We start from the raw sequence: 21,541 nt of genomic DNA on the forward strand, positions 1-21,541 counted from the left end.
TGTTTTTAGCGCGAATTCGCACGCGCCGGCGTTTGAAACGCAGGTCAAACGTTTGCGCGTTTCGAATTGCCCGAATCGAGAAAAAATACGAGACCGCGCAGGCGGCAATGAAAAAGGCGGCCGCGATTTGACCGCGGCCGCCCTGCAGACCGGATTACCACCCCACGTCCGGTCGACCGTCAGGCCGCCCGCGCCGCTGCTTCCCACTCGGCCGTGAAGCGCTCGATGTCGCGCGCCGAGGGCGACTGCCCGCTGCGTGAGCGCACCGCCGGCAACGCATCCACCTTCGCCTGCCAGGCCGTGAGCGCGCTCAGCTCCGGTGCGATCTGCAGGCCCGTGAACGGCAGGAACAGCAGCGCCGCGTAGAGCGTGATGTCGGCCATCGAGAACGTGTCGCCGGCCAGGAACGCGCGTTCTCGCAGCACCCCGTCCCAGTAGCGCAGGCCACGCAGTGCCGCCTCGCCGCGTCGCTTGCCCCATTCGCCGCGACCGGGCCAGTCCGGCATGCGCCACGGCGCGAGCGCGCGGCCGAGGCCCGGCGTGCCGTAATGGAAATAGTCGTCGATCGGCTCCAGCAGCAGTTGCTCGACGCGCCGCTGCATCATGTGGATCAGCGCTTTCTCGCGCGGCGTCGTGCCGGTGAGCAGCGGGCGGCCGTCGAGGTTGTCGAGGTATTCGGTGATCGCGGTCGATTCCGAGATCACGAGGCCGTCGTCGAGTTCGAGCAGCGGAATCTTGCCGATCGGGTTCTTCGCGAGATAGCCGTCCTGCTTCTGCCCGGCGGACAGCAGATCGACGGGGACGAATTCGACGCATGGCTCGAGACCTTTCGCGGCCAGCACGATGCGGATACGGGCGGCGTTGGGGGCACCTTCTGAATCGTAGATCTTCACTTCAGCTCCTGGGTTCCGGTGTGGCGATTCATGCGCCGAGCGCATCGGGTGAGCGCCGGTTGCATGGCCGGGCCGGCATGGCGGCCACGGATGACGCGACTGTAATCAGGCGCCGGCCGGTTGCCTATCCCGATGGACGGATATCAGTGATCGATCGGGCGCATCAATCGCGGTACGGGTCAAGGCCGTCGCTGTCGTGGCCCAGGTGCGTCGCCGTGCGCGGAACAGGGCTTGCTAGGCGCGCGGCTCGCTGCGCCGCCGCACGCGGTGATGCCGGGCGCGCGCGCATCGCCGTCGCCGTGCCGCCGGCCGGCGTTCCCGACTCCGGCCGGTGCCGTGTGCGGTGCCGCACGCCGCGCGCCGGCGAAGCTTACGGCTGTGGTCTTTCCCGCTTACACCGCCACAACCGCCGTGCGCCGTCTGCCGTCGTTTGCTCTACGCTCCTCACGCGATCCCGCCCGGGTCGCCTCGCGGGCCGCTCCGGCAACGCATCTTGCCGGGCCTCGCGCCTGCATTGCGCGGTGCATGGCCGTCACCGCCGGGCGCGCGTCCGTCCGCTTGACAACACCATCGACAGGAGGGGGCATGACAGCACGCCGTTTCGTGACATCGCTGATCGCGTCTTGCATCTGTGCGGGCCTGCTGGCCGCCTGCCATGACGACGACGGCACGCCGTCGGGCGGCACGCAGGCCGGCGCCTCGGCGCTGGCGTTTCGCATGGACGCGGGCGGGCAGGTGAACGCGTTCCTGCGGCAGGACAAGGTGGCCGCGCATCTGCTGATGCGTTCGTCGACCAAGCCGCGCCTGCTGGTGGTGTTTCCCGCCGGCAACAGCGGCACCGGGCTCTGGTTCGACGACACCGCTCGGGCCGTGAACTGGAGCATCGACACGCCGCCCGCGCCGATCTCGCAGCAGGACCATCTGGGGCGCCCGCTCTACGGGATCGCGTCGGACGTGTCGGTCGACACCGGCACGCTGACGATCCATCAGGGGCTGGCCAGCAGCGTGCGTTTCCTGCGCGACTACAACGGCGGCGCGACGGTGCCGCAGCAGATCATCACGGCGCCCGTGGTGCGCGATGCCGGCGCGCAATGGCAGCGCGATCGCGTGGACGGCGCGCCCGGCTACGCGCTGCGGATCTCGCTGCGCCAGGGCGGCACCGTCACCGCCACGCCGGACGGCAAGGTCGTGCTGCAGGCGGCGTCCGGCGCCGGCACGCTGAAGCTGCACGTCGAGGCGCTGACCGGCGAGACGCCGCTCTCGCCGATCGCGCACGACGCGCTGTTCGACGCGCAGGCGGGCGCCGATCCGGTGAGCCGGAACGTGGTCGAATTTCTCAGCTTCGACGACAAGCTGCTGGCCGGCTCGTGGCAGTACGACACCTACTTCGGACGCGACACGCTGATCTCCGTGCAGATGCTGATGCCGGTGCTGCAGCCGCCCGCGATCGAGGCCGGCCTGGGTTCGGTGCTCGACCGCCTGGCGCCGGACGGCAAGGTCGCGCACGAGGAGGGCATCGGCGAATTCGCGCTGATCGACAACGCGAAGAACGGCCGGCCCAACGATCCCACGCCCACCTACGACTACAAGATGATCGACGGCGACTATCTGCTCGCGCCCGTGATGGCCGCCTGGCTGCTCGACGACACGCGCGGCCAGGCGCGCGCCGCCGCGTTTCTCGCGCAGGCCGCCGGCGGCGGCGGGACCAACGGCAGCCGGTTCGTGACCAACCTGCTGCACGTGGTGAACACCGCGCAGCCGTTCGTGCAGCAGCCGTCCGCCGCGAACCTGATCCACCTGCGGCCGGGCGAGATCGTCGGCAACTGGCGCGACAGCACCGACGGGCTCGCGGGCGGCGTGGTGCCCTACGACGTCAACGCCGTGCTGGTGCCGGCCGCGTTGCGCGCCGCGGGCAACTTCCTCGCGCGCGGGCTGCTCGATCCGTACCTGAGCGCGGACCAGCGGGCCGTGTTGCAGAACGCGACCACCGAGGCCGCGGCCTGGGAGCAGCAGGCGCCGCCGCTGTTCCAGGTGAGCGTGCCGGCCGCGCAGGCCGCCGCCGACGCGTCCACCTACGCCGCGTCCGCCGGCGTGCCGGCCGGTGGCGCGCCCACCGCACCGCTCGATTTCTACGCGCTGTCGCTCGACGCCAACGGCGCGCCGATACCGGTGATGAATTCCGATGGCGGATTTGCGCTGCTGCTCGGCACGCCGTCGGAGGATGCTTTGCAGCGGATCGTGACCGACGCGACGCGGCCGTTTCCGAACGGGCTGATCACCGACGTCGGGATGCTGATCGCGAATCCGGCGTATGCCGATCCGTCGTTGTGGCCGAAGTTCACGAGTTCGGCCTATCACGGCACCGTGGTGTGGTCGTGGCAGCAGGCGATGTGGGTGGCCGGGCTGGACCGGCAGCTCGCGCGGCAGGACCTGTCGGACACCACGCGCACGCTGCTCGCGCAGGCGCGGCAGCAGATCTGGCAGGTGATCTCGAACGCGCGCGAGATGCGCACGCAGGAGATGTGGACCTGGTCCTATCTGAACGGTCGGTACCAGGCCGACGCGTTCGGCACGCGCAGCGCCGACGCGACCGAGGCGAACGCCGCGCAACTCTGGAGCACGACGTATCTGGCGATCCAGGATCCGGGGCTGCGGGCCGGGAAGTTCTGGTGGCAGGCGGCGGGTGGCGTGGGCGGTACGAGCGATGCGCGGGCGCCAATGCCGGCTGCGCGTGCCGTTGCGCCGGCCGGGGCGCGTGGATCGTGGCGGGGTGACGGGGTGACGGGGTGATGAGGTGGTGATGCGATTCATCGGCGTGATGTGGGGCACGCGGGCCTCGATCCGTCCGATGAATCGTGTGTCGCCGGGCATGCGAGGTCGGCGGCCGGCGCGAGTGGCCGTGACGCGACAGCCGCTTGGCGATTCGCGACCGACGCGGTGTTTTCCCGGTAGGCACGAGGCGCCGCGAGCCGCTATAACGTCGGGAACGTCGTTCGGACGGGGAGGCCCGCGATGAAGTGGCTGGTGATGTTGCTGATCGGACTGGTCGGCACGGCGGCGGTGGCCGCGCGTAGTGCGGGAGACGACGTGGGCGTCGTGCTCGCGGTTGGTTACGCGGCGACGGTGGTGGCCGGCGTGATCGCGGGGCGGGTGCTGTGGGGACGGGTGGGGCGCGGGCGGTAGGTGGTACGCGGCAGGCGGCGAAACGGTCGCGTGGGAGCGGACGGAATTTCCGGGCTGCCGCGCCGATTCGCCTGGATGCGAGTCGTGGGCAGGCGCGTTGTCGAAGATTGTGTCCGCGCCATTTCGCTTGTCCTGCTTCGCGGCAGCGTCGACCTTGGCCGCCTTGTCATGTGTACGCGTCGAGCCGGCACGCGCCGGCCTCCCGCCCGATCAACGAGACCGCGCCGCCGCCGCTCCTGCTCCCGGCTTCGCCACCGCGCCGCGCACCTCGAACGCCACGTGGTCGGCCACCTTGCCGCCGGCATCGAGCAGCGCCAGCTCGTGCCGCCCGGGCCACGGCAGCCACGCCACGCGCTCGCCGCGGCCGATCACGCGGCCGTCGAGCCGCCAGCTGCCGGGCCCGCTGTTGCCGGCCACGCGCTCGAACCAGACGCGCTGGTTGCGGGGCGGGATGTCGGGATCGACGGCGAAGATCGTGCCGTCGGTGGGGGCGGCGATCGCGAGCGGCGCGCGCGGCGCCAGGCCGGCGGCGCCGGCCGACACGGTGCGCAGGCGTCCCGCCGGCATCGCCTCGCCGCGGGCCGACGCGGCCGGCTCGCCGTTGGCGCCGGCCGCGAGCCGCACCTCGGCCGTCTCGGTGCCGCGCAGGAACCACTCGTCGCGCGTGGGCTCGATCGCGCGCTCGAAGCTCACGCGCTCGCGCACCACGCCGGGCGGCGCCGGCGGCGCGACGCTGCCGCCGTCACGATGCAGCCGCGCGACGATCGCGGCCCACACGGGCGCGGCGCCCGTCACGCCCGACACGTTGCGCATTGGCGCGCCGTCGGCGTTGCCCACCCACACGCCCACCGTGTAGCGCGACGTGAAGCCGACCGTCCAGTTGTCGCGCATGTCCTTGCTGGTGCCGGTCTTGACGGCCGAGAACGCATGCGTGGCGAGCGGGCTGTCGAAGCCGAAGGTGCGCGTGCGCGCGTTGTTGTCGGCGAGCATGTCGGTGACGATGAAGCTCGCGTCGGCGCTGAACACGCGCCGGCCAGACGGGGCGGCCTTTGATGCGGTGACCGGCGTGGCACCGCGTGGCAGGTCGAAGGTGGGCCGCGCGATCCCGCCGTTGGCGAGCGCGCGGTAGGCGTTGGCGAGCGTGAGCAGCGAGACGTCGGCGCTGCCGAGCGCGAGGCTGTAGCCGTAGTAGTCGCCCTGTTCGGTCAGCGGCAGGCCGAGCGCGGTCAGCGTCTTCGAGAAGCGGTGCGGCGTGACGAGCACCAGCGTGCGCACGGCCGGCACGTTCAGCGACGAGCCGAGCGCGCTGCGCACGCTGACCCAGCCCTTGAAGTCGTGATCGTAGTTCTGCGGCACGTAGAGGCCGCCGCCGGCGGCGAGATCGACGGGCGAATCGTCGAGCAGCGTGGCGCCCGTCACGCGCCGTTCGTCGATCGCCTGCGCGTAGAGGAACGGCTTGAGCGTGGAGCCGGCCTGGCGCAGCGCCAGCACCGCGTCCACCTCGCGCGCGGCCGACAGCGCGCCCGACGAACCGACCCAGGCGAGGATCTCGCCGCTGCGGTTGTCGATCACGATCGCGGCGCCGTCCTGCACGTCGCGCGATTGCGGCGGCGCGTTCAGTTCGGTCAGCGTGCGCGTGAGCGTGTCGCGCGTGAAGCGCTGCAGGCCGGCATCGAGCGTCGAACGCACGCGCGCGCCGGCTTGCGGCCGCGCTTGCGCCGCCACGCGCCGCGCGAAATGCGGCGCAAGCGCCTCGCCGTCGAGGAACGCCGACGACGGCGTGGCCGGCCGCGCGAACACGAGCTGCACGAAGCCGTCGAGGCCGGCGCAGCGCGGCGCGGCCTGCATGTCGCGCAGGATCCGGCAGGCGCGTTCGGCCACTTTCGGATACGGCGCGTTCGGCGCACGGATCAGCGCGGCGGCCACCGCCGCTTCGCGCTCGTCGAGGCCGGACGGCGCCTTGCCGAACAGCGTGTACGACAGCGCCGAGAGGCCCACGGTCTCGCCGCGGAACGGCACGAGGTTCAGGTAGGCCTCGAGGATCTGGTCCTTGCGCCAGCCGCGTTCGAGCCAGAGCGCGTCGATCGCCTGGCCGGCCTTCTGCGGCAGCGAGCGCTGGCCCGAGTGGCGCGCGCCGTCGCCGAGCAGGCCGGCCAGCTGCATCGTGACGGTGGACGCGCCGCGCGTGCGCGCGTTCCAGAGGTTCGCCCAGGCGGCGCCGGCGATGCCGCGCCAGTCCACGCCGCTGTGCGCGTAGAAGCGCTTGTCCTCGGACACCACGATGGCCTCGCGCAGCGCCGGCGAGACGTCGGCGAGCGCGACCCAGTCGCCGCGCCGCTCGCCGTCGTCGATGCGCGTGCGCTGCAACGGCGTGCCGTCGCGCGCGAGCAGGATCCAGTCGGAACTGCGCCAGTCGCGGCGCACGGCGTCGTAGCCCGGCACCGCGCAGGCGAGCGTGGCCGCGCCGAGGCACAGCGCGCCGGCGATCCCGCGCAGCAGGCGCGCGAGGCGGGGCGCCCTGTCGGGTATCAGCGAACAGCAACTGGTGCCGGCGTGGTTGGCCTTGTTCGGCGAGGCGGGCGCCGTTGAGGCAAACCGCGGCTTGTGCCGTGCCGCGAGCGGCCGGTCGAACGGCGCGTCGATCGACTGATCGAGCGCCCCACCGGGCGGCTCGCCGAGCGACCAACTGATCGGCCCACCAGGCGAGCCTCCAGACGGCCCACCCGGCGGCCCACCAGACGGCCCACCAGACGGCCCACCAGGCGCCCGCCTGGGCGGCCCCTCGGGCAACCCGCCCGAGGGCCTCGCCCGCGATCCCGAACGCGAACCGCTCACGGCCGCGCGTCCGGCGCCGGCTGCACGACCACCGGCGCGTTCGGCGTCACGCCATACGCCGACGGCGCATAAAGCGCCTCGACGCGCGTCGGCGGCAGGCCGAACGTGCCGACCGCGTTGAGCCGCACCGTGTATTCGAGCGTCGCGTGGCCCTTGGGCAGGTAGTCGTAGTAGGCGCGATAACCGTCGAAATCGCGCTCGACGAACACCGGCCAGCTGCCCTTCGGCGCGTTCTCGTCCTGCGTGGCCGCGGCCGAGTCGCGGCCGAGGCCCGAGCCGAGGATCGTCGCGCCGGCGGGCACCGGATCGTTGACGGCCACCCAGGTCATGTCGGCCTGCGCGTCGATGTCGAGCTTCACGCGCAGCACGTCGCCGCGCGTGAGCACGCCCTTGACGGCGGGATCGACCGGCGTGACCGTCTTCACCACGCGGTAGCCGGCCGCGAACGGCGCCTTCAGCGCGACCGCCGCGAGGCTCTGGATCGTCGCCCACGGCTTGCCGGTGCCTTCCTGCGTCAGCGTCAGCGTGACCGGCGCCGGCTGCGCGGCGGGCCACGGCAGCAGCGCCTGGCGCGCGCCGGCCGCGCGCGTGGCGGCGGCCGTGGAGGCCGCGTTCGACGGCGCGGCGGCGGCCGCGGCCGAAGCGGTCGAAGCCGACGCCCCGGACGACGCAACCGAAGCCGACGCACCCGCCGATGCCCCGGCCGGCACCGCCGCGCCGCCCCAGCCGATGCGTCGCTGCGTGGCGCCGAACTGCAACAGCGTCTGGCCCGCCACCGGCGTGCTTTCATAGGTCTTCGAGAAGCGTTCGACGGCAAGCTGGCCGAGCGCGTTCGAGGTGGTGGTCTGCCACGCGCCGTTGCGTTGCAGCGCGAGCAGGCCGGCCAGGATCCTCGGCATCTCGTCCTTCCAGGCCGCGTCGCCGTTGAACTCGAGCGCGAGCCGGGCGGCGTTGGTCTCGGTGCCGCTCATCAGCCACCAGAGGTCGTCGTCGCGCGCGGTCGAGAACACCAGCTGCGTGCCCTGATAGGTGATGCGCGCGCGCAGCAGCTGTTCGACCTGCGCGCGCTTCTCGTCGCGCTGCGGGATGTCGGCCACGCGCGAGAGGATCGCGTGGTAGTCGAGCAGCGCCGAGGTCGGCCAGCGTTCCGGCGCGATCGTCAGCGAGCCGAGCATGCGGGCCTGCGCCGCGCCGTGGCGCGACAGCGCCTCGATCGCGGCGAGCTTGCGCAGTTCGAGATCCTGGCGCGGCGCCCAGCTCTCGCGCGTGATGCGGCCGTCGACGAAGCTCGCGAGCCCGGCCTCGAGCTGCGAGCGCAGCGCGTCGGGGATCGCGAAGCGCGGGTCGAGCCTGGCCGCCTCGTCGGTAACCGACAGCAGATAGGCGGTCAGCGCGGTGCTGCCGGTCGGGCCACTGTCGGCGTCGGCCGGGAAGTAGTTCGCGAGGCCGTCGCGGTCGAGATAGGCCGGCATCTGCGCGACCACGGCCTGCCACATCCCGGGATCGTGCAGCCCGATCGCTCGCGAGGTCTGCTGCTCGATGCAGCGGTACGGATAGCGTTCGAACCAGCGCGTGACGCCGGGCAGGCCGTCGGCGAGCCGCGCCTGCAACGCCACCGAGATGCCGCCGCGCGGCACGCCGCTGCGATCGGCGGCGGCGCCGGCCGGCGCCGCGACGGGCAGCGAGACGCTGCCGTCCACCTGGGTGAGCGTGGCCTGCTGCACGGTGACGGGCAGCGACGGCACGATCCGCTGCGTGATCTTCAACGCGTCGGCGGCATGCGCGCCGCCCTGTTCGGCGGCCGCGACGCTCCACGGCAGCGCGCCGCCCGCGTCGGCGATGCCGTCGGGGATCGCCACGCGCCACGACACTTCATGCGAGGCGCCGGCCGCGAGATCGACCGTCTGCGCGGCGAGCGCGAGCCCCGGCACGTTCGGCGTGACCACCACCTTCATCGCGCGCGAGGTGGTGTTGCGCAGCGTGAACGGCGCGACCAGCGCGTCGCCCTCGCGCGCGAGCGGCGGCAGCCCCGGGATCAGCTGCAGGTCCTGCGTGCTGCGCACGCTGGCGCGGCCGGTGCCGAAGCGGTCGGCGCCGGTCGAGGCAATCGCGACGATCGAGAAGCGCGTCAGCGCATCGTTGAGCTTGACGTCGAGCGTGGCCTCGCCGTGCGCGTCGAGCGTCACGCGCGGGTTCCACAGCAGCAGCGTGTCGAACAGCTCGCGAGTGGGCGCGGCACCGCCGCCGCCGCCGGCCGGCACGGCCTTGCGGCCGAAGTGGCGGCGCCCGACGATCTCCATCTGCGCGGTGGCGGTTTCCACGCCGTAGCCGCGCCGCTGCAGCATCGCGCCGAGCAGGTCCCAGCTGTCGTTCGGCATCAGTTCGAGCAGCGCCTCGTCCACCGCGGCCACGGCCACCTGCGTGCCGGCCGGCGCGGGTCTGCCGTCCGGCAGCTTGACGGCCACCTTCACGTGGGCGGTGCCGCGCACGGGATAGCTGGCCGCGTCGGTCGTGACCGTCACGCCGAGCCGGTGCGGGGCGATGCCCACCTTGATCTCGGCCACGCCGTAGCGGAACGCGGGCTTCGACAGATCGACGAGCGGGGTGGGCGGCACGTAGTGGCGGCCCTCGTTCCAGAACGCATGCGCCCACTCGATCGGGGTCTTCCAGCCCCAGCTGAAGAACGAGTACCACGGCACCTCGCGCAGCCGCCCGCGCAGCGCGAGTACCGACACGTAGACGTTCGGCCCCCAGTCCGGCTCCACCTTCAGTTCGACGCTCGGATCGCGCCCGTTCAGCTGCACCACGTGCGTTTCCATCACGCCCGAGCGCTCCACGGCCACCAGCGCGGTGGCGAAGCGGAACGGCATGCGCACCTGGAAGCGCGCGGTTTCGCCGGGCTCGTAGGCGGGCTTCTCGGGGATCAGGTCGATGCGGTCGGTGTTGTTGCCGCCGAACCAGAGTTCGTCCTCGCGCACCACCCACACCGAGGTGCTGCCGGTGGCGGCGCGGCCGGCACCGTCCTTGACCACGGCCACCAGCGAGATTTCGCCGGCGGTCTTGAGTTTCGCGTCGCAGGCGAGGCGCCCGTGGTCGTCGGTCTTGCCGCTGCAGAGCGTGCCGAGGTCGCTGGTCTCGCTGCGGTCGTCGTAGGCGTAGAAGCCGCCCACCATGCGCTTGCGCGACGAGGTGGTGACGCGCGCGTAGCCGTGGATCTCCATCTCGGCGCCGGCGTGCGGCTTGCCGTCGAGGTCGATCGCGAGCGCGGTGACGGGCACCGTGTCGCCCACCGCGACCCAGTGGCCGGCCTTGATGCCGGCCGCGAGCGCGGCGGGCCACAACGTGGCGTCGCCGCGGATCGTCTGGATCTCGCCGTTCGGATCGGCGAAGGTGGCTTCGAGCGAGAGCTGCCGCGGCGCGTCCACCTTCGGCAGCGATTTCAGCGCGAGATTGCCGGCGCCGTTGCGGTCGAGCGTGACGGGCAGCTTGTCGGCCACCAGCTTCGGCGCGTCGGGGTCGGGCGCGGACGCGGTGTCGGCGCCGCCACTGTCGCCGTCGTCATCGTCGTCGCTCGCGCCGGCGTCGGAGCCCGGCTGCTGCGCGCGGTACGGGTTGAACGAGAAGTCGGGATAGCGATCGAGGAAGGCGGGCGTGGCGGGGCGCACCAGCGCCGACACGCGCACCGGCAGGTTCGATGCGGGGCCGCCCGACACGTAGTCGAGCTGCACGGTGACGGGTGCCTCGCTCGCGCCGACGAGCGGGCTCGTCTTCGTGTCGCGCACGCCCACGGTGCCCTTGAACACCGGCAGGCGAAACGCCTCGACGCGGAACGAGCCGCTGTCGTAGCTGGCGCGCGAAGCATCATCGTCGTCGGCGCCGCCATCCTTGTCGTCGGCATCGGCGCTGCCGTTGTCGAGCGTCACCGCGTATTCGCCGAGCTTCGCGGCGGGCGGCAGCGTGAACGACGAATCGGCGGTGTGGTCGGCGGCCCAGACGAGCGGCTGGTGATAGGTGTCGCCGCTGCCCAGATGGCGGATCGTGACGCGGTTCGGATACTGCTTCGGAAAGCCGAGCGAGGCGAGCTGCTCGACGCGCAGGTAGTGCTTCATCGAGACCGTCTCGCCGGCGCGCACCAGCGTGCGGTCGAACACGGTATGGGCGATCGCGCGCGAGCCGCTGCCGTATTCGGTCGGCACGTCGAAGCGCCAGCGCTCGATGCCGCGGTTCCAGTCGTCGATCACGAACGCCATGTCCGGGCCGGTGACGGGGTCGTTGACGCGCGCCGACACGAACGTATTGCGATAGCCATGTTCGTAGTCGCACGCGCGCCGCGCGGCGAGCGTGCCGTCGATGGCGAGCAGCCCCTGCGCGTTGGTGCGGCCCGAGGCGATCGTCTCGCCGTTGCAGTCGGACACGCGGATTTCCGCGTTCGGCACCGGCTTGCCCTTGTCGAGCGTGGTCACCCACACCAGGCTGTTGTCGCGGCCCTGCTTGAAATGCACGCCGAGATTGGTGACCAGCACGGTGGTGCGCACGTACATCGGCGCGGGCCTGGCCATCAGCGAGCGGCCGAGCGCGGGCGAGGCGAGTTCGAGCACGTAGAAGCCGGGCCTGGCGATCGGCACGCCCACCACCTCGAACGGCCGCAGCGTGGCCGGGTCGGCCTTCGGCAGCACCAGCCGCTGCAGGTTCGGCTCGCCGGCCAGCAGCGACAGCGAGCGCAGGTCGACGATGCGGCGCTGGCCGGTGGGCGGCTTCTCGCCCTCGGCGGGCGGCACGAACACCGGGTGGGCCGCGTGTTCGAACAGGCCGGGGCGCACCGCGTCCAGCTCATGCACCGACATCGCGATGCCGTCGAGCCGCTCGACGGTGCGCATCCAGTCGCGGATCGCGCCGTCGTCCTCGACGCGGATGTTCGCGAACTCGGCGCGGCCGGCCTCGAGCCCGGCGACCTTCAGGTCGGCCTCGACGTTGCGCAGCGTGACGGGCACCAGCGCCGGCGAATCGGGCTCCGCGTAGCGCTCGATGATGCCGAACGTCGACGACGAGAACTTCGCGAGCGGCGGCATCGCGGCGGTGCGGGTCTTGAGCGGGAACAGGTCGGCGTTGCCGAGCGGGCGGCCGCTGTCGTCGGTCAGCCCGGCCGGCAGCGTGACGGTCAGGTCGGCGCTGGCGGGCAGCGGCGCGGCGAACGCCACGGTGCGCGTCTGGGCGGACTTGTCGTCGGGCTTGAAGGTGGGCGCGATCGCGCCGCCGGGGCCTTGCAGGCGCAGCTTCTCGGCGTCGGCGCGCGCGATCGGCGCGTTGAACTCGATGCGCACCGGCCGCAGCGGCGTGCAGGGCGCCTTCGCGTTCTCGCGCTCGCAGCTGAACGAGGCCGCGAACGGCTCGCGCACCTCGTAGTCGTAGCGTGCCTCGTTGTCGTTGGCGATGCCGCTCGGGCTCGCCACGCCCTTGCCGAACACCAGTTGCATCTTCACGCCGGGCGGCAGCGCCTGCGCGCAGCCGAGCACCAGCACGCGGGCCGCGTCGGCCTTCCATTTGAAATGATCGAGCAGCTTGCCGCGCGTATCGGCATCGGCGAGCGTGACCGGAATGCGGTTGCCGATGCCGGTGGCCTCGCACCAGACATGGTCGCGTACCGAGGCCTCGGTGGCCGGGCCGGTCAGCTTCAGCACGAACAGCTGGCGTTCCTCGATGCGCCCGCCGCCGGGGCGCACCGTGGCCGGGTAGGGGCCGCCCGTCTGGAACGTGAAGCGGCGCGGGCCGGTGACGGCGTGGCCGGCCACCGAGCGCAGCTTGTCGTCGAGTTCGATCGTGCAGGACACGCCGGGCGGCAGGTCCTGGCGGAAATTGACGAGCCAGGTGCGCGCGTCGCTCCAGCTCGCGTCGTATTTCGTCGCGGCGGCGTCGTTGCAGCTCAGGTGGGCCGGGTCGGGTTGCGCGGCCGAGCCGAACGCCACCATCGGCTCGTCGAACTTCACCACCGCCTGGCTGACCTGGGGCGAGGTGCCCTGCGGCGAGACGCTGACCGTTTTGGCGGCATCGGCGCGCCAGCCGAAGCCGGCGCCAAGGCCCGCCGCGAGTGCCGCGACGGCACTCCAGCGCAGGATTTTTTTTGATGTGATCTGCTTCATCGCTGGCCGTTCCTGGAGAGGGAAGCATTTCGGAATGCCTGCGATTCTAACCGAGCCCTTTCACGGTCAGACGGGATTTTGACGCGCGATAACACGATTGGGCCGTGCAGGGAAGCGCTGTCGCGCCGATCCGACATCTCGGGCCCGGCGCGGGATTATCGCGAATCAGCAAATGCTTCATGCACTATAAAGAGATTGTCCGTCAGGCCGCGAACGCGTACATTGCCGGTCCGCGCGAACGGTCAACCCTCCGAACGGACCCGGCCGCCCCGTTGCATCACGATCCGGGCGGCCTCGAGCGAGACGACCCACGCACGCGGCATCTGGCGATTCGTTTGCCGATCACACAAGAACACCGTATCCGCGGGCGGCGTCGCTGCGCCGGCGGTACGGGCCCGGGACGCTTCACGGCCGCATCCAGCAGCGCGGCGGCGCGCCGGAAGTGCCAGTCAATCTGAGAGAGATACAGGCAGGGGATATGAAACTTCGAATCAGAACCATCGCGGCGCTGAGCTTTGCCATGCCGGCCGCCGCGTTCGCGCAGTCGAGCGTCACGCTGTACGGCCGGATCGACGGCGGCATCCAGTACATCAACCACGTCGCCAACGCGACGCGCACCGGCACCAGCAACCTCTGGAGCGCCGAGGGCGGCGACTGGGGCACCAGCATGTTCGGCCTGAAGGGCGTGGAGGATCTGGGCGGCGGGACGTCGACGATCTTCGACCTGGAAACCGCGTTCCAGGTGATGAACGGCACCACGGGCGGCGGCCGGATGTTCTCGCGGCGCGCCTACGTGGGCCTGAAGAACAACGAGTGGGGCACGCTGCAGGCCGGGCGCAACCTGTTCATCGACAGCGACGGCGTGTGGGAATTCGATCCGTTCGTGCAGCAGGCGTTCTCGTCGGCCTCGCTGGTGCGCGGGCGCAACTGGCAGCAGACCAGCAACAACATCGAGTATCACAGCCCGGTGTGGAACGGCTTCGACGTGCAGGGACAGTTCGCGTTCGGCAACCAGACCAGCTTCAACACCGGTCCGAACAACGACTTCGGCCGTTCCGACGGCATCATGCTGTCGTACCACTCGCCGCTGTTCGACGTGCGCGGCATCTATGACGAGCTGCGCAACAGCAACGGCAAGATGGACAACGTGTTCACGGCCTCGCGCGAGTACTTCGTCGGCACCAACGTCTACGTGCAGAAGTTCAAGGTCCAGGCCGCCTATACGCATTACTCGGCGCCCGACACGCCCACCGGCCTCGCCGATCGCGCCGATCACATCTGGCTCGGCGCGACCTACACGGCCACGCCGGCCTGGGCCGTCACGGCCGGCGGCTTCTACGTGCGGGTGGGCAGCGGCGGCGGCGACGCCACGCACGATCCGTCGGGTCACGCGATCATGTACGTGCTCGGCACCACCTACAACCTGTCGAAGCGCACGTTCCTGTACGGCACGGTCGCCTACATGCGCAACAGCGGCAACTCGGACTTCTCGCTGATCGCGACCTCGCGTGACTCGACCAGCGGCACCAACCCGTTGACGGGCGAGTCGCAGACGGGCGCCTACGTCGGCATCATGCACAACTTCTGATGCGGGGGCCGGCCGCTGTCGTTGCGCCGTCGGTCAGGGCCGCGTAGCCAATGGCGGGGCCGGTGGCGGTGGCGTGAACCCGCCGCCGACCGGGTCACCGCGGGCCGGCCACACGTCGGCCATACTTCGGCCATACTTCGGCCGCGCGGCCGGCTCCATGACGCGCGCAGTGCGCGGCACACCGCCAACGACCACCGCCCGGAACGCCTCGCGCCGTCCCGGGCGGTGGCGCGTTCAGCGCCGGCGCATCAGTCGCCGGCCGTCCACTCGACGTTCGCGCCGACCGAGCGCAGGTTCTCGACGAAGTGCGGATGCGCGCGGCGGATCGGCTGCGCGTTGAGGATCTCGGAGCGGCCCTCGATGCTGGCGGCCACCATCAGCAGCGCGATCGCGACGCGGATGATGTAGGGGCTCTCGACGCGCGCCGGCGTGAGCGGCAGCCCGCCAAACGTGATCAGCCGGTGCGGATCGGACTGGAACACGTGCGCGCCGAACTTCGAGAGCTCGCCGGTCCAGCCCATCGCGCCGTCGTACACCTTGTTCCAGAACATCACGCTGCCCTCGGCCTTGACGCCGAGCGCGATGAAGATCGGCAGCAGATCGACGGGCAGATAGGGCCACGGCGCGGCCTCGATCTTGGTCAGGATGTTCTGCGTGAACGGCTTTTTCACCTTCATCGCGCCGTCGCGCGTGGCGCGCGACCAGCCGTTCGCGTGCGTGACCTGCACGCCGAGCTTGGCGAAGGTGCGGTCGATCAGCGGGAACTGCTCCGGGCCGCTGTTGCGCACCGCGATGTCGCCGCCCGTGATCGCGCCGAGCGCGAGGAACGTGGCGATCTCGTGGAAATCCTCGGCGAAGCGGTGTTCGCCGCCCGCCAGCTTCACGCCGCCCTGCACGCGCACGTGCGAGGTGCCGATGCCCTCGATCGGCACGCCGAGCATGGCGAGGAAGCGGCAGAACTCCTGCACGTGCGGTTCCGAGGCGGCGTTCACGAGCGTCGACACGCCGCCGGCCGCCGCCGCGCACAGCACGAAATTCTCGGTGGTGGTGACCGACGCATAGTCGAGCCAGTGGTCGTTCGGCGTGAGCGTGGTGGCGCGCACGATCAGCGAATCGGTGGTGCGCTCGATGCTCGCGCCGAAGCGCTCGAACACTTCCACGTGCGGATCGATCTCGCGTACGCCGAGCGTGCAGCCCTTCACGTCGTTCTCGAGCCGCGCCACGCCGAAGCGGGCGAGCAGCGGCGGCACCAGCATGATCGACGAGCGCATTTCCTCGGGCAGCCGATGCACGGCCGGATCGAACTGCGTCGCGCGGTGATGGAGATCGAGCACGCCGCTGGCGAAATCGATCGACACGTCGCTGCCGAGCGTGCGGAAGATCTCGAGAATCTTGCGCACGTCGGTGATGTCGGGCACGCCGACGAGCCGCAGCGGCTGGTCGGACAGCAGGGTGGAGCAGAGGATCGGGAGGACGGCGTTCTTGTTGGCGGACGGCGTGATTTCCCCGCGTAGCGGGGTGCCGCCGTGGACGATCAGATTCGACATGTTTTGGCGCGGTAGGGATGAAGGTGGCGCAAGTTCGTATCATGCCATCGTTTGCGGGGCGGGCGCGAGCCGGAGCGGCCCGGTGCGGGGGGGGGCTTCACGCCGGTTTCGTGCATCCGGCCCTCGTCGGCCGGTGTTGCGCCGTCCCGCGCCGCGTCTCAGGCGGCGAGCCAGCCCTGCGCGATCCTCACCCAGTAGCTCGCGCCGATCGCGAGGATCTCGTCGTTGAAGTCGTAGCCGGGGTGGTGGACCATCCGACCGTGGCGGCCTTCCAGGCCGTTGCCGAGCAGCGCGTAGCAGCCGGGCCGCGCCTCCAGCATGTAGGCGAAATCCTCGCTGCCCATCAGCGGCGGCGCCTGTGCCTCCACGCGCGCGTCGCCGAGCAGTTCACGGGCGATGCCGCGCGCGAATTCGGTCGGCGCCGCATGGTTGACGAGCACCGGGTAGCCGTAGTCGTAGTCGACCACGGCGGTGAGGCCGTAGGCGGCGGCGTGGCCCTGCGCGAGTTGCGTGATGCGCAGTGCCAGCTGCCTGCGCACCTCGGCGTCGAGCGCGCGCACCGAGAGCTTCATCTCGACCGTCTCGGGAATCACGTTGAAGGTCTCGCCGGCCCGCACGCTGCCGACCGTGATCACCGCCGCCTGCTGCGCATCGATGTCGCGCGCGACCACGGTCTGCAGCGCCACCATCAGGCCGCCGGCCGCCGACATCGGGTCGCGCGCCAGATGCGGCAGCGCGCCGTGGCCGCCCATGCCGCGCAGCGTGATCGTCACGCGATCGCACGAGGCCATGGTCGGACCGGTGCGGAACGCCATGTCGCCGGCCGGGCGCCCCGGCATGTTGTGCAGCGCGAAGATCGCGTCGCACGGGAAGCGCTCGAACAGGCCGTCGTCGAGCATCGCCTTGCCGCCGCCGAAATTCTCCTCGGCCGGCTGGAAGATCAGGTTCAGCGTGCCGGAGAAGCGCCGCGTGGCGGCGAGGTAGCGCGCGGCGCAGAGCAGCATCGCGGTATGGCCGTCGTGGCCGCAGGCGTGCATGGCGTGCTCGTGTACGCTCGCGTAGGGCAGGCGCGTGGCTTCGCGGATCGGCAGCGCGTCCATGTCGGCCCGCAGGCCGAGGGTCTTGCCACTGCGGCCCTCGCGCAGCACGCCGACCAGCCCGGTCCTGCCGATCCCGCGATGGACGGCATAGCCCCACTGCGTCAGCCGCTGCGCGACCAGGTCGCTGGTGCGGTTTTCCTGGAAGGCGAGTTCGGGGTGGGCGTGCAGGCGGTGGCGCAGTTCGATGAATTCGGGCGCGAGCTCGGCGATGCCGGCGATGACGGGCTGGGTGGCGGACATGACGACTCCTGGTGGACGGGGCTCGCGGACGCGGAGCCCGTGGGGCGTGAGTTCAGCCCAGCATAGGCGGTGCTCGCGCTCGCCATAAGCTGTTAAATTGTCCCGCCAGCCGCGCTGGAGGATTGCCGGCGCGAAGCGGCACGAAGCGGCACGAAGCGGCGCGGATCGACGCGCGATGGCGGTGCCGCAAAAGCGTGGTCGGATGCGGGAACTGCCCGCCGATATGAAAACACCCCGCCGGGGCGGGGTGTGGCGTGCCCGACGAAGCGGGCCGAGGCATGTCGTGGCGGTGGAGTCTGGCCGCGACGCGCACCAGTCAGGGAAGCGTGGTGCGTGTCGCGGCGAGGCGCCGGCGCGCCCGGCCGCTTCGCTTACAGGCAGGTGCTGAGATCCGCGGCAGCCGGGTTCGCGGCGTCGCCGACCGAGCGGAAGCCCACCCAGGTGGCGGCACCGGCCGAGCGGGCCGGACGCACCATCGCGGCCGCGCCGTTGGGCGGCTGCTGGCCCGGCACGTAGACGTCCATCGCCATGTCGTTGGCGAGCACGTCCTGCGAGATCACCTGTTGCTGGGACTTGTCGGCCCAGCTCTTGGCGATGCAGGCGGCAACCTGCGGAGCGGGCTTCTGGCTTTGACCGACGTTCTGGATCGTCCACTGCGGTTGTTGCTGTTGCGCGAAAGCGGAAGCAGCGACGGTCAATGCGATAAGCGGCAGCAGTTTCTTCACGTTTATCTCCTTCTTCGGTCTTCGGTAAAAACACATGCCGGACACCCGCGATGCCGATGCCGGCGAGAGCTACGAAAATGTCGAATCGCCTGTTTCGCGCCGGGGTTCCGGCGATAGCGCAACGGCTTGTCAAGTTGCCTTGCGAAACGTGTCGAGACGTTCCCCGGTACATCCGGCGGCGTCCGACGAGGCGCTTGCCCTGATCGCTGGTCTTGCGACGTGGCATGGAAGGCCGCTTCGCGACGAGGTCGCGGCGCGGCGGGTGACGAGATCGGCACGGGCGGAGCCGGCACGACCGGACTGCTGGAGCGAGGTGGCCGCCAGGGCCGTCCGCCTACGCCGCGGTTCTATGACCGCTGGCGTAGTGTGCGTGCTGAGCGGTGGCCCCATCGCATTTGCCTTCATGATGGCGCAAAACGCCGCCGAAATCTGTTAAGCAGATTTAAATTCGTGACGGATTGTGACAGCGGTGGCGTCGCCGCGAGCCTGGCGGATCGCTCCGACCTGCGTTCGTCGAGGCCGTGGAGGTCGTCAACCGGGCCGCGCGATGCGCTTTCGCGAGCGCGTGGCGCGCGCCAGGCGGATGCCGTGGAAGCGTTCGCGCTTGTGCACTTCGTCGAAGTGGCGCAGCGCCGGTTTCACCAGATCGCTGCGCGCGACCAGGCCGACGAGCCGCGGCGAGGCCTCGTCCGCGATCACCGGCAGCCGTTCCAGCCCATGCACGGCGAGCCGCGTCGCGACCAGCCGGCAGGTCTCGCGCGTCAGCGCCCAGGGGCCGCGCGAGACGCCGCGCAGCGCTTCGCCGACGCCGGCGTGCGGGCCGTGCTCGGCGTCGAGCCGTTCGAGCGCGGTGCGGTCGAGCATGGCCACGAGCCGGCCGTCGCGCAGCACCGGGTACGCGCGATGCTTCTGGTCCGCGCCGAAGCAGAGCGCGCGCGCGAAGCCGGCCACCGCGCAGGCCAGCGCCACCGGCAGGAAACTGCGCGGGCGCCATTCGAACAGCAGCAGCTCGACGGCCAGCAGCACCGCCGCGACCGGCGTGCCGAACACGGCGGCGCCCGCCACCAGCAGCGTCTTGCGCTCGGCGGCCGTCACCTTGAAGCATTGCGCGATCAGCGAGCCGAGCGCGCCGCCCGTCATGATGATCGGCCCTTCCGCGCCGAACGGCCCGCCGCTGCCGATCACGATGCCCGACGAGAGCGGCTTGAGTATCGCCACCTTCGGCGACATGCGGCTCTTGCCGGACAGGATCGCCTCGATCGCCTCGGGAATGCCGTGGCCGCGGATCTTCTCCGAACCGAAGCGCGCCATCAGGCCCACGATCAGGCCGCCGATCACCGGCACCGCGATCACCCAGGCGCCGGGCGCGTGGCCGGCCGGCGCGCGGTCGGCGAACGACCAGCGGCCGAAGAAGAACAGGTTCGTGAACAGATGGATCAGGTTCAGCAGCACGACCGCCGCGAGCGTGCTGGTCACGCCGATCGCGGCGGCGAGCACGGCGATGCGGGGCAGGCGGAGGTTCGGCGCGAAATCGCGCTGGTGCGGCGCGACGGGATGCATGATGGTCGGGGGACGAAGAGCGAGGAAACGGGGCTAATAGTCGATCTGCGGCACCTGGAACGTGCCGCGCAGCGATTTGATCTCGGCGCGATGCAGCGCGGCGAGCCGCGCCAGCACCGTCTCGCCGGCCTTCAGCAGATGGACTTCCACCTGGCGCCGGTCGCTCGCGCTGGGCCGGCGCTTGACGAGCCCGGCCGCCTCGCAGCGCGAGACCAGCGCGACCACGCCGTGGTGCTGCGCCTGCAGCCGTTCGGCCAGCTCGCCGATGGTGGCCCATTCACGTGCCGGGTAGCCCTTGATGTGCAGCAGCATCAGGTATTGCAGCGGCGTCACGCCCTCGCTCTGCGCCGCGCGCTCGGAGAAGCGCTCGAAGCGACGCATTTGATAGCGGAACTCGGACAGTTGTTCGAAATCGGATTTCTGCAGGAGTTGGGTCGAGTCGGTCATCATGATTCCAGGTCTGGCGGAATCGATTAATATATCATGTCGTGATATATGTGGCCGTGAAACAGCGGAAATATTGAGGTTTCGCATCGTGTCCGCCGGGCGCGGCTCAGGCCGCCCGGCGCTCCCGCGTGCCCCGATACAGCCCGGCGATCAGGTCGGCCTGCGTGACGAGCCCGACCACCTGCTCGCCCGCGTCGACCACCACGATCACCGGCTCGCCCGCCTCGGCGAACAGCGGCACGAGATCGGTGATCGGCTCGGTGGACAGGATACTCGGTGCGCCCGCCACGATCGCATCGGCGATCGGCGGATCGTGTCGCGCATCAACGATCGGGCTGGCGTGTCGGGCGGCTGGCCGCTGCGCCGCCGCGGCCAGCGGCGCGAGCCGCGCGCGCGTGACGACGCCGAGCACGCGACGCGCCGCGTCGACCACCGGCAGCGCGTCGGTGCGCAGCCGGTCGAGCAGCGCGAGCGCGGCCGAGACGCGCGTGGCGGCGTCGAGCCCGACGCGCGGATGCGCGACCAGATCGGCGCAGCTCAGCGCGCCGAACGAGCGCGCGTAGGCGTGCAGTTCGGTTTCGCGCAGCAGCGCGTCGAGATCGTCGGTCGAGACGTCGAGCCATTCGGTCCGGCGTGCGAGCACCGCCTCCAGATCCTCGCGCGAGAAGCCGCGCGCGGGCGGCCGGTCGGCCTCGCGCGGGGCCGCGGCGCGGTGGGGATAACGGTGGCCCGTCAGCGCGTGATAGCCGAGCGCGGCGGCCAGCAGCGCCGCCGACTGCAGCGCGATCGGCTCGAACACGAAACCGAAGCCGAGCGCGTGGACGGACGGCCCGCCCACCACGGCCGTCAGCGCCACCGCGCCGGACGGCGGGTGGACGCAGCGCAGCGCCAGCATCGCGCCGACCGAGCAGGCGATCGCGAGCGAGGCGGCCGCGACCGGCGACGGAATCCACCGCGCGCAGGCCACGCCCACCACCGCCGACACCAGGTTGCCGCCGATCAGCGGCCACGGCTGCGCGAGCGGGCTGGCCGGCACCGCGAACAGCAGCACCGCCGACGCGCCCATCGGCGCGACCAGCAGCGGCACCGCGTCGGGGATGCCCGGCAGCACGCGCATCGCGAGGCCCACGCAGGCGATGCCGAGCAGCGCGCCGAGGCACGAGCGCAGCCGTTCGCGCGAGCTGAGCACGACCGGGGCCGGCGCGAAACCGAGCAGCCAGGCGCGCAGGCGGGCGGCGAACGACAGGAGGGAGTGCGACGGCAGCGGCGACATGAGCGGATCTGGG

At 71.2% G+C, this 21,541-nt stretch carries 11 protein-coding genes and 1 pseudogene; 3 read left to right on the top strand and 9 right to left on the bottom strand.

Annotation, left to right across the window (positions count from 1 at the left end; all coding sequences use genetic code 11):
* Nucleotides 1–179: 179 nt before the first annotated feature.
* The gene (locus bpln_RS24590; protein WP_055140268.1) at nucleotides 180–893 is read right to left on the bottom strand and encodes a glutathione S-transferase family protein; all 714 of its coding nucleotides are present in this window, start codon (nucleotides 891–893) and stop codon (nucleotides 180–182) included.
* A gap of 585 nt (nucleotides 894–1,478) precedes the next feature.
* Between bpln_RS24590 and bpln_RS24595 the strand changes: the two genes are divergently transcribed.
* Both bpln_RS24595 and bpln_RS36845 read left to right on the top strand, forming a co-directional pair.
* Nucleotides 1,479–3,683 carry a glucosidase family protein gene (locus bpln_RS24595; protein ID WP_055140269.1) on the top strand — a complete coding sequence of 735 codons (2,205 nt, stop codon included), beginning with the start codon at nucleotides 1,479–1,481 and terminating at the stop codon, nucleotides 3,681–3,683.
* 222 nt (nucleotides 3,684–3,905) lie between these two features.
* Complete coding sequence (locus bpln_RS36845; RefSeq protein ID WP_158336089.1) at nucleotides 3,906–4,076, top strand: hypothetical protein; 171 nt, start codon at nucleotides 3,906–3,908, stop codon at nucleotides 4,074–4,076.
* Between the two features lie 210 nt (nucleotides 4,077–4,286).
* On the opposite strand, the gene pbpC is transcribed toward bpln_RS36845, so the two are convergent.
* Nucleotides 4,287–6,608, bottom strand: coding sequence for a penicillin-binding protein 1C (gene pbpC / locus bpln_RS24600; protein ID WP_055141208.1), 2,322 nt, complete (start codon nucleotides 6,606–6,608; stop codon nucleotides 4,287–4,289).
* A 299-nt stretch (nucleotides 6,609–6,907) separates the two neighbouring features.
* Nucleotides 6,908–13,048 (bottom strand): alpha-2-macroglobulin family protein, encoded by a 6,141-nt coding sequence (locus bpln_RS24605; RefSeq protein ID WP_055140270.1) that lies wholly within the window; start codon nucleotides 13,046–13,048, stop codon nucleotides 6,908–6,910.
* Nucleotides 13,049–13,526: 478 nt separating this feature from the next.
* Here bpln_RS24605 and bpln_RS24610 point away from each other — a divergent pair, with 478 nt between their 5' ends.
* Entirely contained in the window at nucleotides 13,527–14,636 is a 1,110-nt protein-coding gene (locus bpln_RS24610) for a porin (RefSeq protein ID WP_042627828.1), read from the top strand.
* A 248-nt stretch (nucleotides 14,637–14,884) separates the two neighbouring features.
* Here bpln_RS24610 and bpln_RS24615 read toward each other — a convergent pair whose 3' ends face one another.
* From bpln_RS24615 to bpln_RS24640, 6 genes and pseudogenes are all read right to left on the bottom strand, one after another.
* Nucleotides 14,885–16,183, bottom strand: a complete 1,299-nt coding sequence (locus bpln_RS24615) for a UDP-N-acetylglucosamine 1-carboxyvinyltransferase (protein WP_042627829.1) — start codon at nucleotides 16,181–16,183, stop codon at nucleotides 14,885–14,887.
* A gap of 158 nt (nucleotides 16,184–16,341) precedes the next feature.
* Nucleotides 16,342–17,523, bottom strand: a complete 1,182-nt coding sequence (locus bpln_RS24620; RefSeq protein ID WP_055140271.1) for a M20 aminoacylase family protein — start codon at nucleotides 17,521–17,523, stop codon at nucleotides 16,342–16,344.
* A 371-nt stretch (nucleotides 17,524–17,894) separates the two neighbouring features.
* A complete protein-coding gene (locus bpln_RS24625; protein WP_042627831.1) occupies nucleotides 17,895–18,284 on the bottom strand; it encodes a hypothetical protein in 390 nt (129 codons plus the stop codon).
* Between the two features lie 881 nt (nucleotides 18,285–19,165).
* A pseudogene (locus bpln_RS38475) lies at nucleotides 19,166–19,808 on the bottom strand (chloride channel protein); the annotation flags it as partial.
* A 33-nt stretch (nucleotides 19,809–19,841) separates the two neighbouring features.
* Nucleotides 19,842–20,255: a MarR family winged helix-turn-helix transcriptional regulator gene (locus tag bpln_RS24635; RefSeq protein WP_171907268.1), complete on the bottom strand. Its 414-nt coding sequence runs from the start codon at nucleotides 20,253–20,255 to the stop codon at nucleotides 19,842–19,844.
* Between the two features lie 106 nt (nucleotides 20,256–20,361).
* Nucleotides 20,362–21,528 carry an HPP family protein gene (locus bpln_RS24640; RefSeq protein ID WP_055140274.1) on the bottom strand — a complete coding sequence of 389 codons (1,167 nt, stop codon included), beginning with the start codon at nucleotides 21,526–21,528 and terminating at the stop codon, nucleotides 20,362–20,364.
* Between the last annotated feature and the right edge of the window lie 13 nt (nucleotides 21,529–21,541).

It is taken from the genome of Burkholderia plantarii (assembly GCF_001411805.1).
In the GTDB taxonomy this organism is placed as follows: Bacteria; Pseudomonadota; Gammaproteobacteria; order Burkholderiales; family Burkholderiaceae; genus Burkholderia; species Burkholderia plantarii.

Excerpts from the sequence above, each read along its gene's own strand:
- bpln_RS24595 (WP_055140269.1), top strand. The coding sequence starts at position 1,479 with ATGACAGCACGCCGTTTCGTGACATCGCTGATCGCGTCTTGCATCTGT.
- bpln_RS24605 (WP_055140270.1), bottom strand. The coding sequence starts at position 13,048 with ATGAAGCAGATCACATCAAAAAAAATCCTGCGCTGGAGTGCCGTCGCG.
- bpln_RS24635 (WP_171907268.1), bottom strand. The coding sequence starts at position 20,255 with ATGACCGACTCGACCCAACTCCTGCAGAAATCCGATTTCGAACAACTG.
- bpln_RS24620 (WP_055140271.1), bottom strand. The coding sequence starts at position 17,523 with ATGTCCGCCACCCAGCCCGTCATCGCCGGCATCGCCGAGCTCGCGCCC.
- bpln_RS24610 (WP_042627828.1), top strand. The coding sequence starts at position 13,527 with ATGAAACTTCGAATCAGAACCATCGCGGCGCTGAGCTTTGCCATGCCG.
- bpln_RS36845 (WP_158336089.1), top strand. The coding sequence starts at position 3,906 with ATGAAGTGGCTGGTGATGTTGCTGATCGGACTGGTCGGCACGGCGGCG.
- bpln_RS24615 (WP_042627829.1), bottom strand. The coding sequence starts at position 16,183 with ATGTCGAATCTGATCGTCCACGGCGGCACCCCGCTACGCGGGGAAATC.
- bpln_RS24640 (WP_055140274.1), bottom strand. The coding sequence starts at position 21,528 with ATGTCGCCGCTGCCGTCGCACTCCCTCCTGTCGTTCGCCGCCCGCCTG.
- bpln_RS24625 (WP_042627831.1), bottom strand. The coding sequence starts at position 18,284 with ATGTGTTTTTACCGAAGACCGAAGAAGGAGATAAACGTGAAGAAACTG.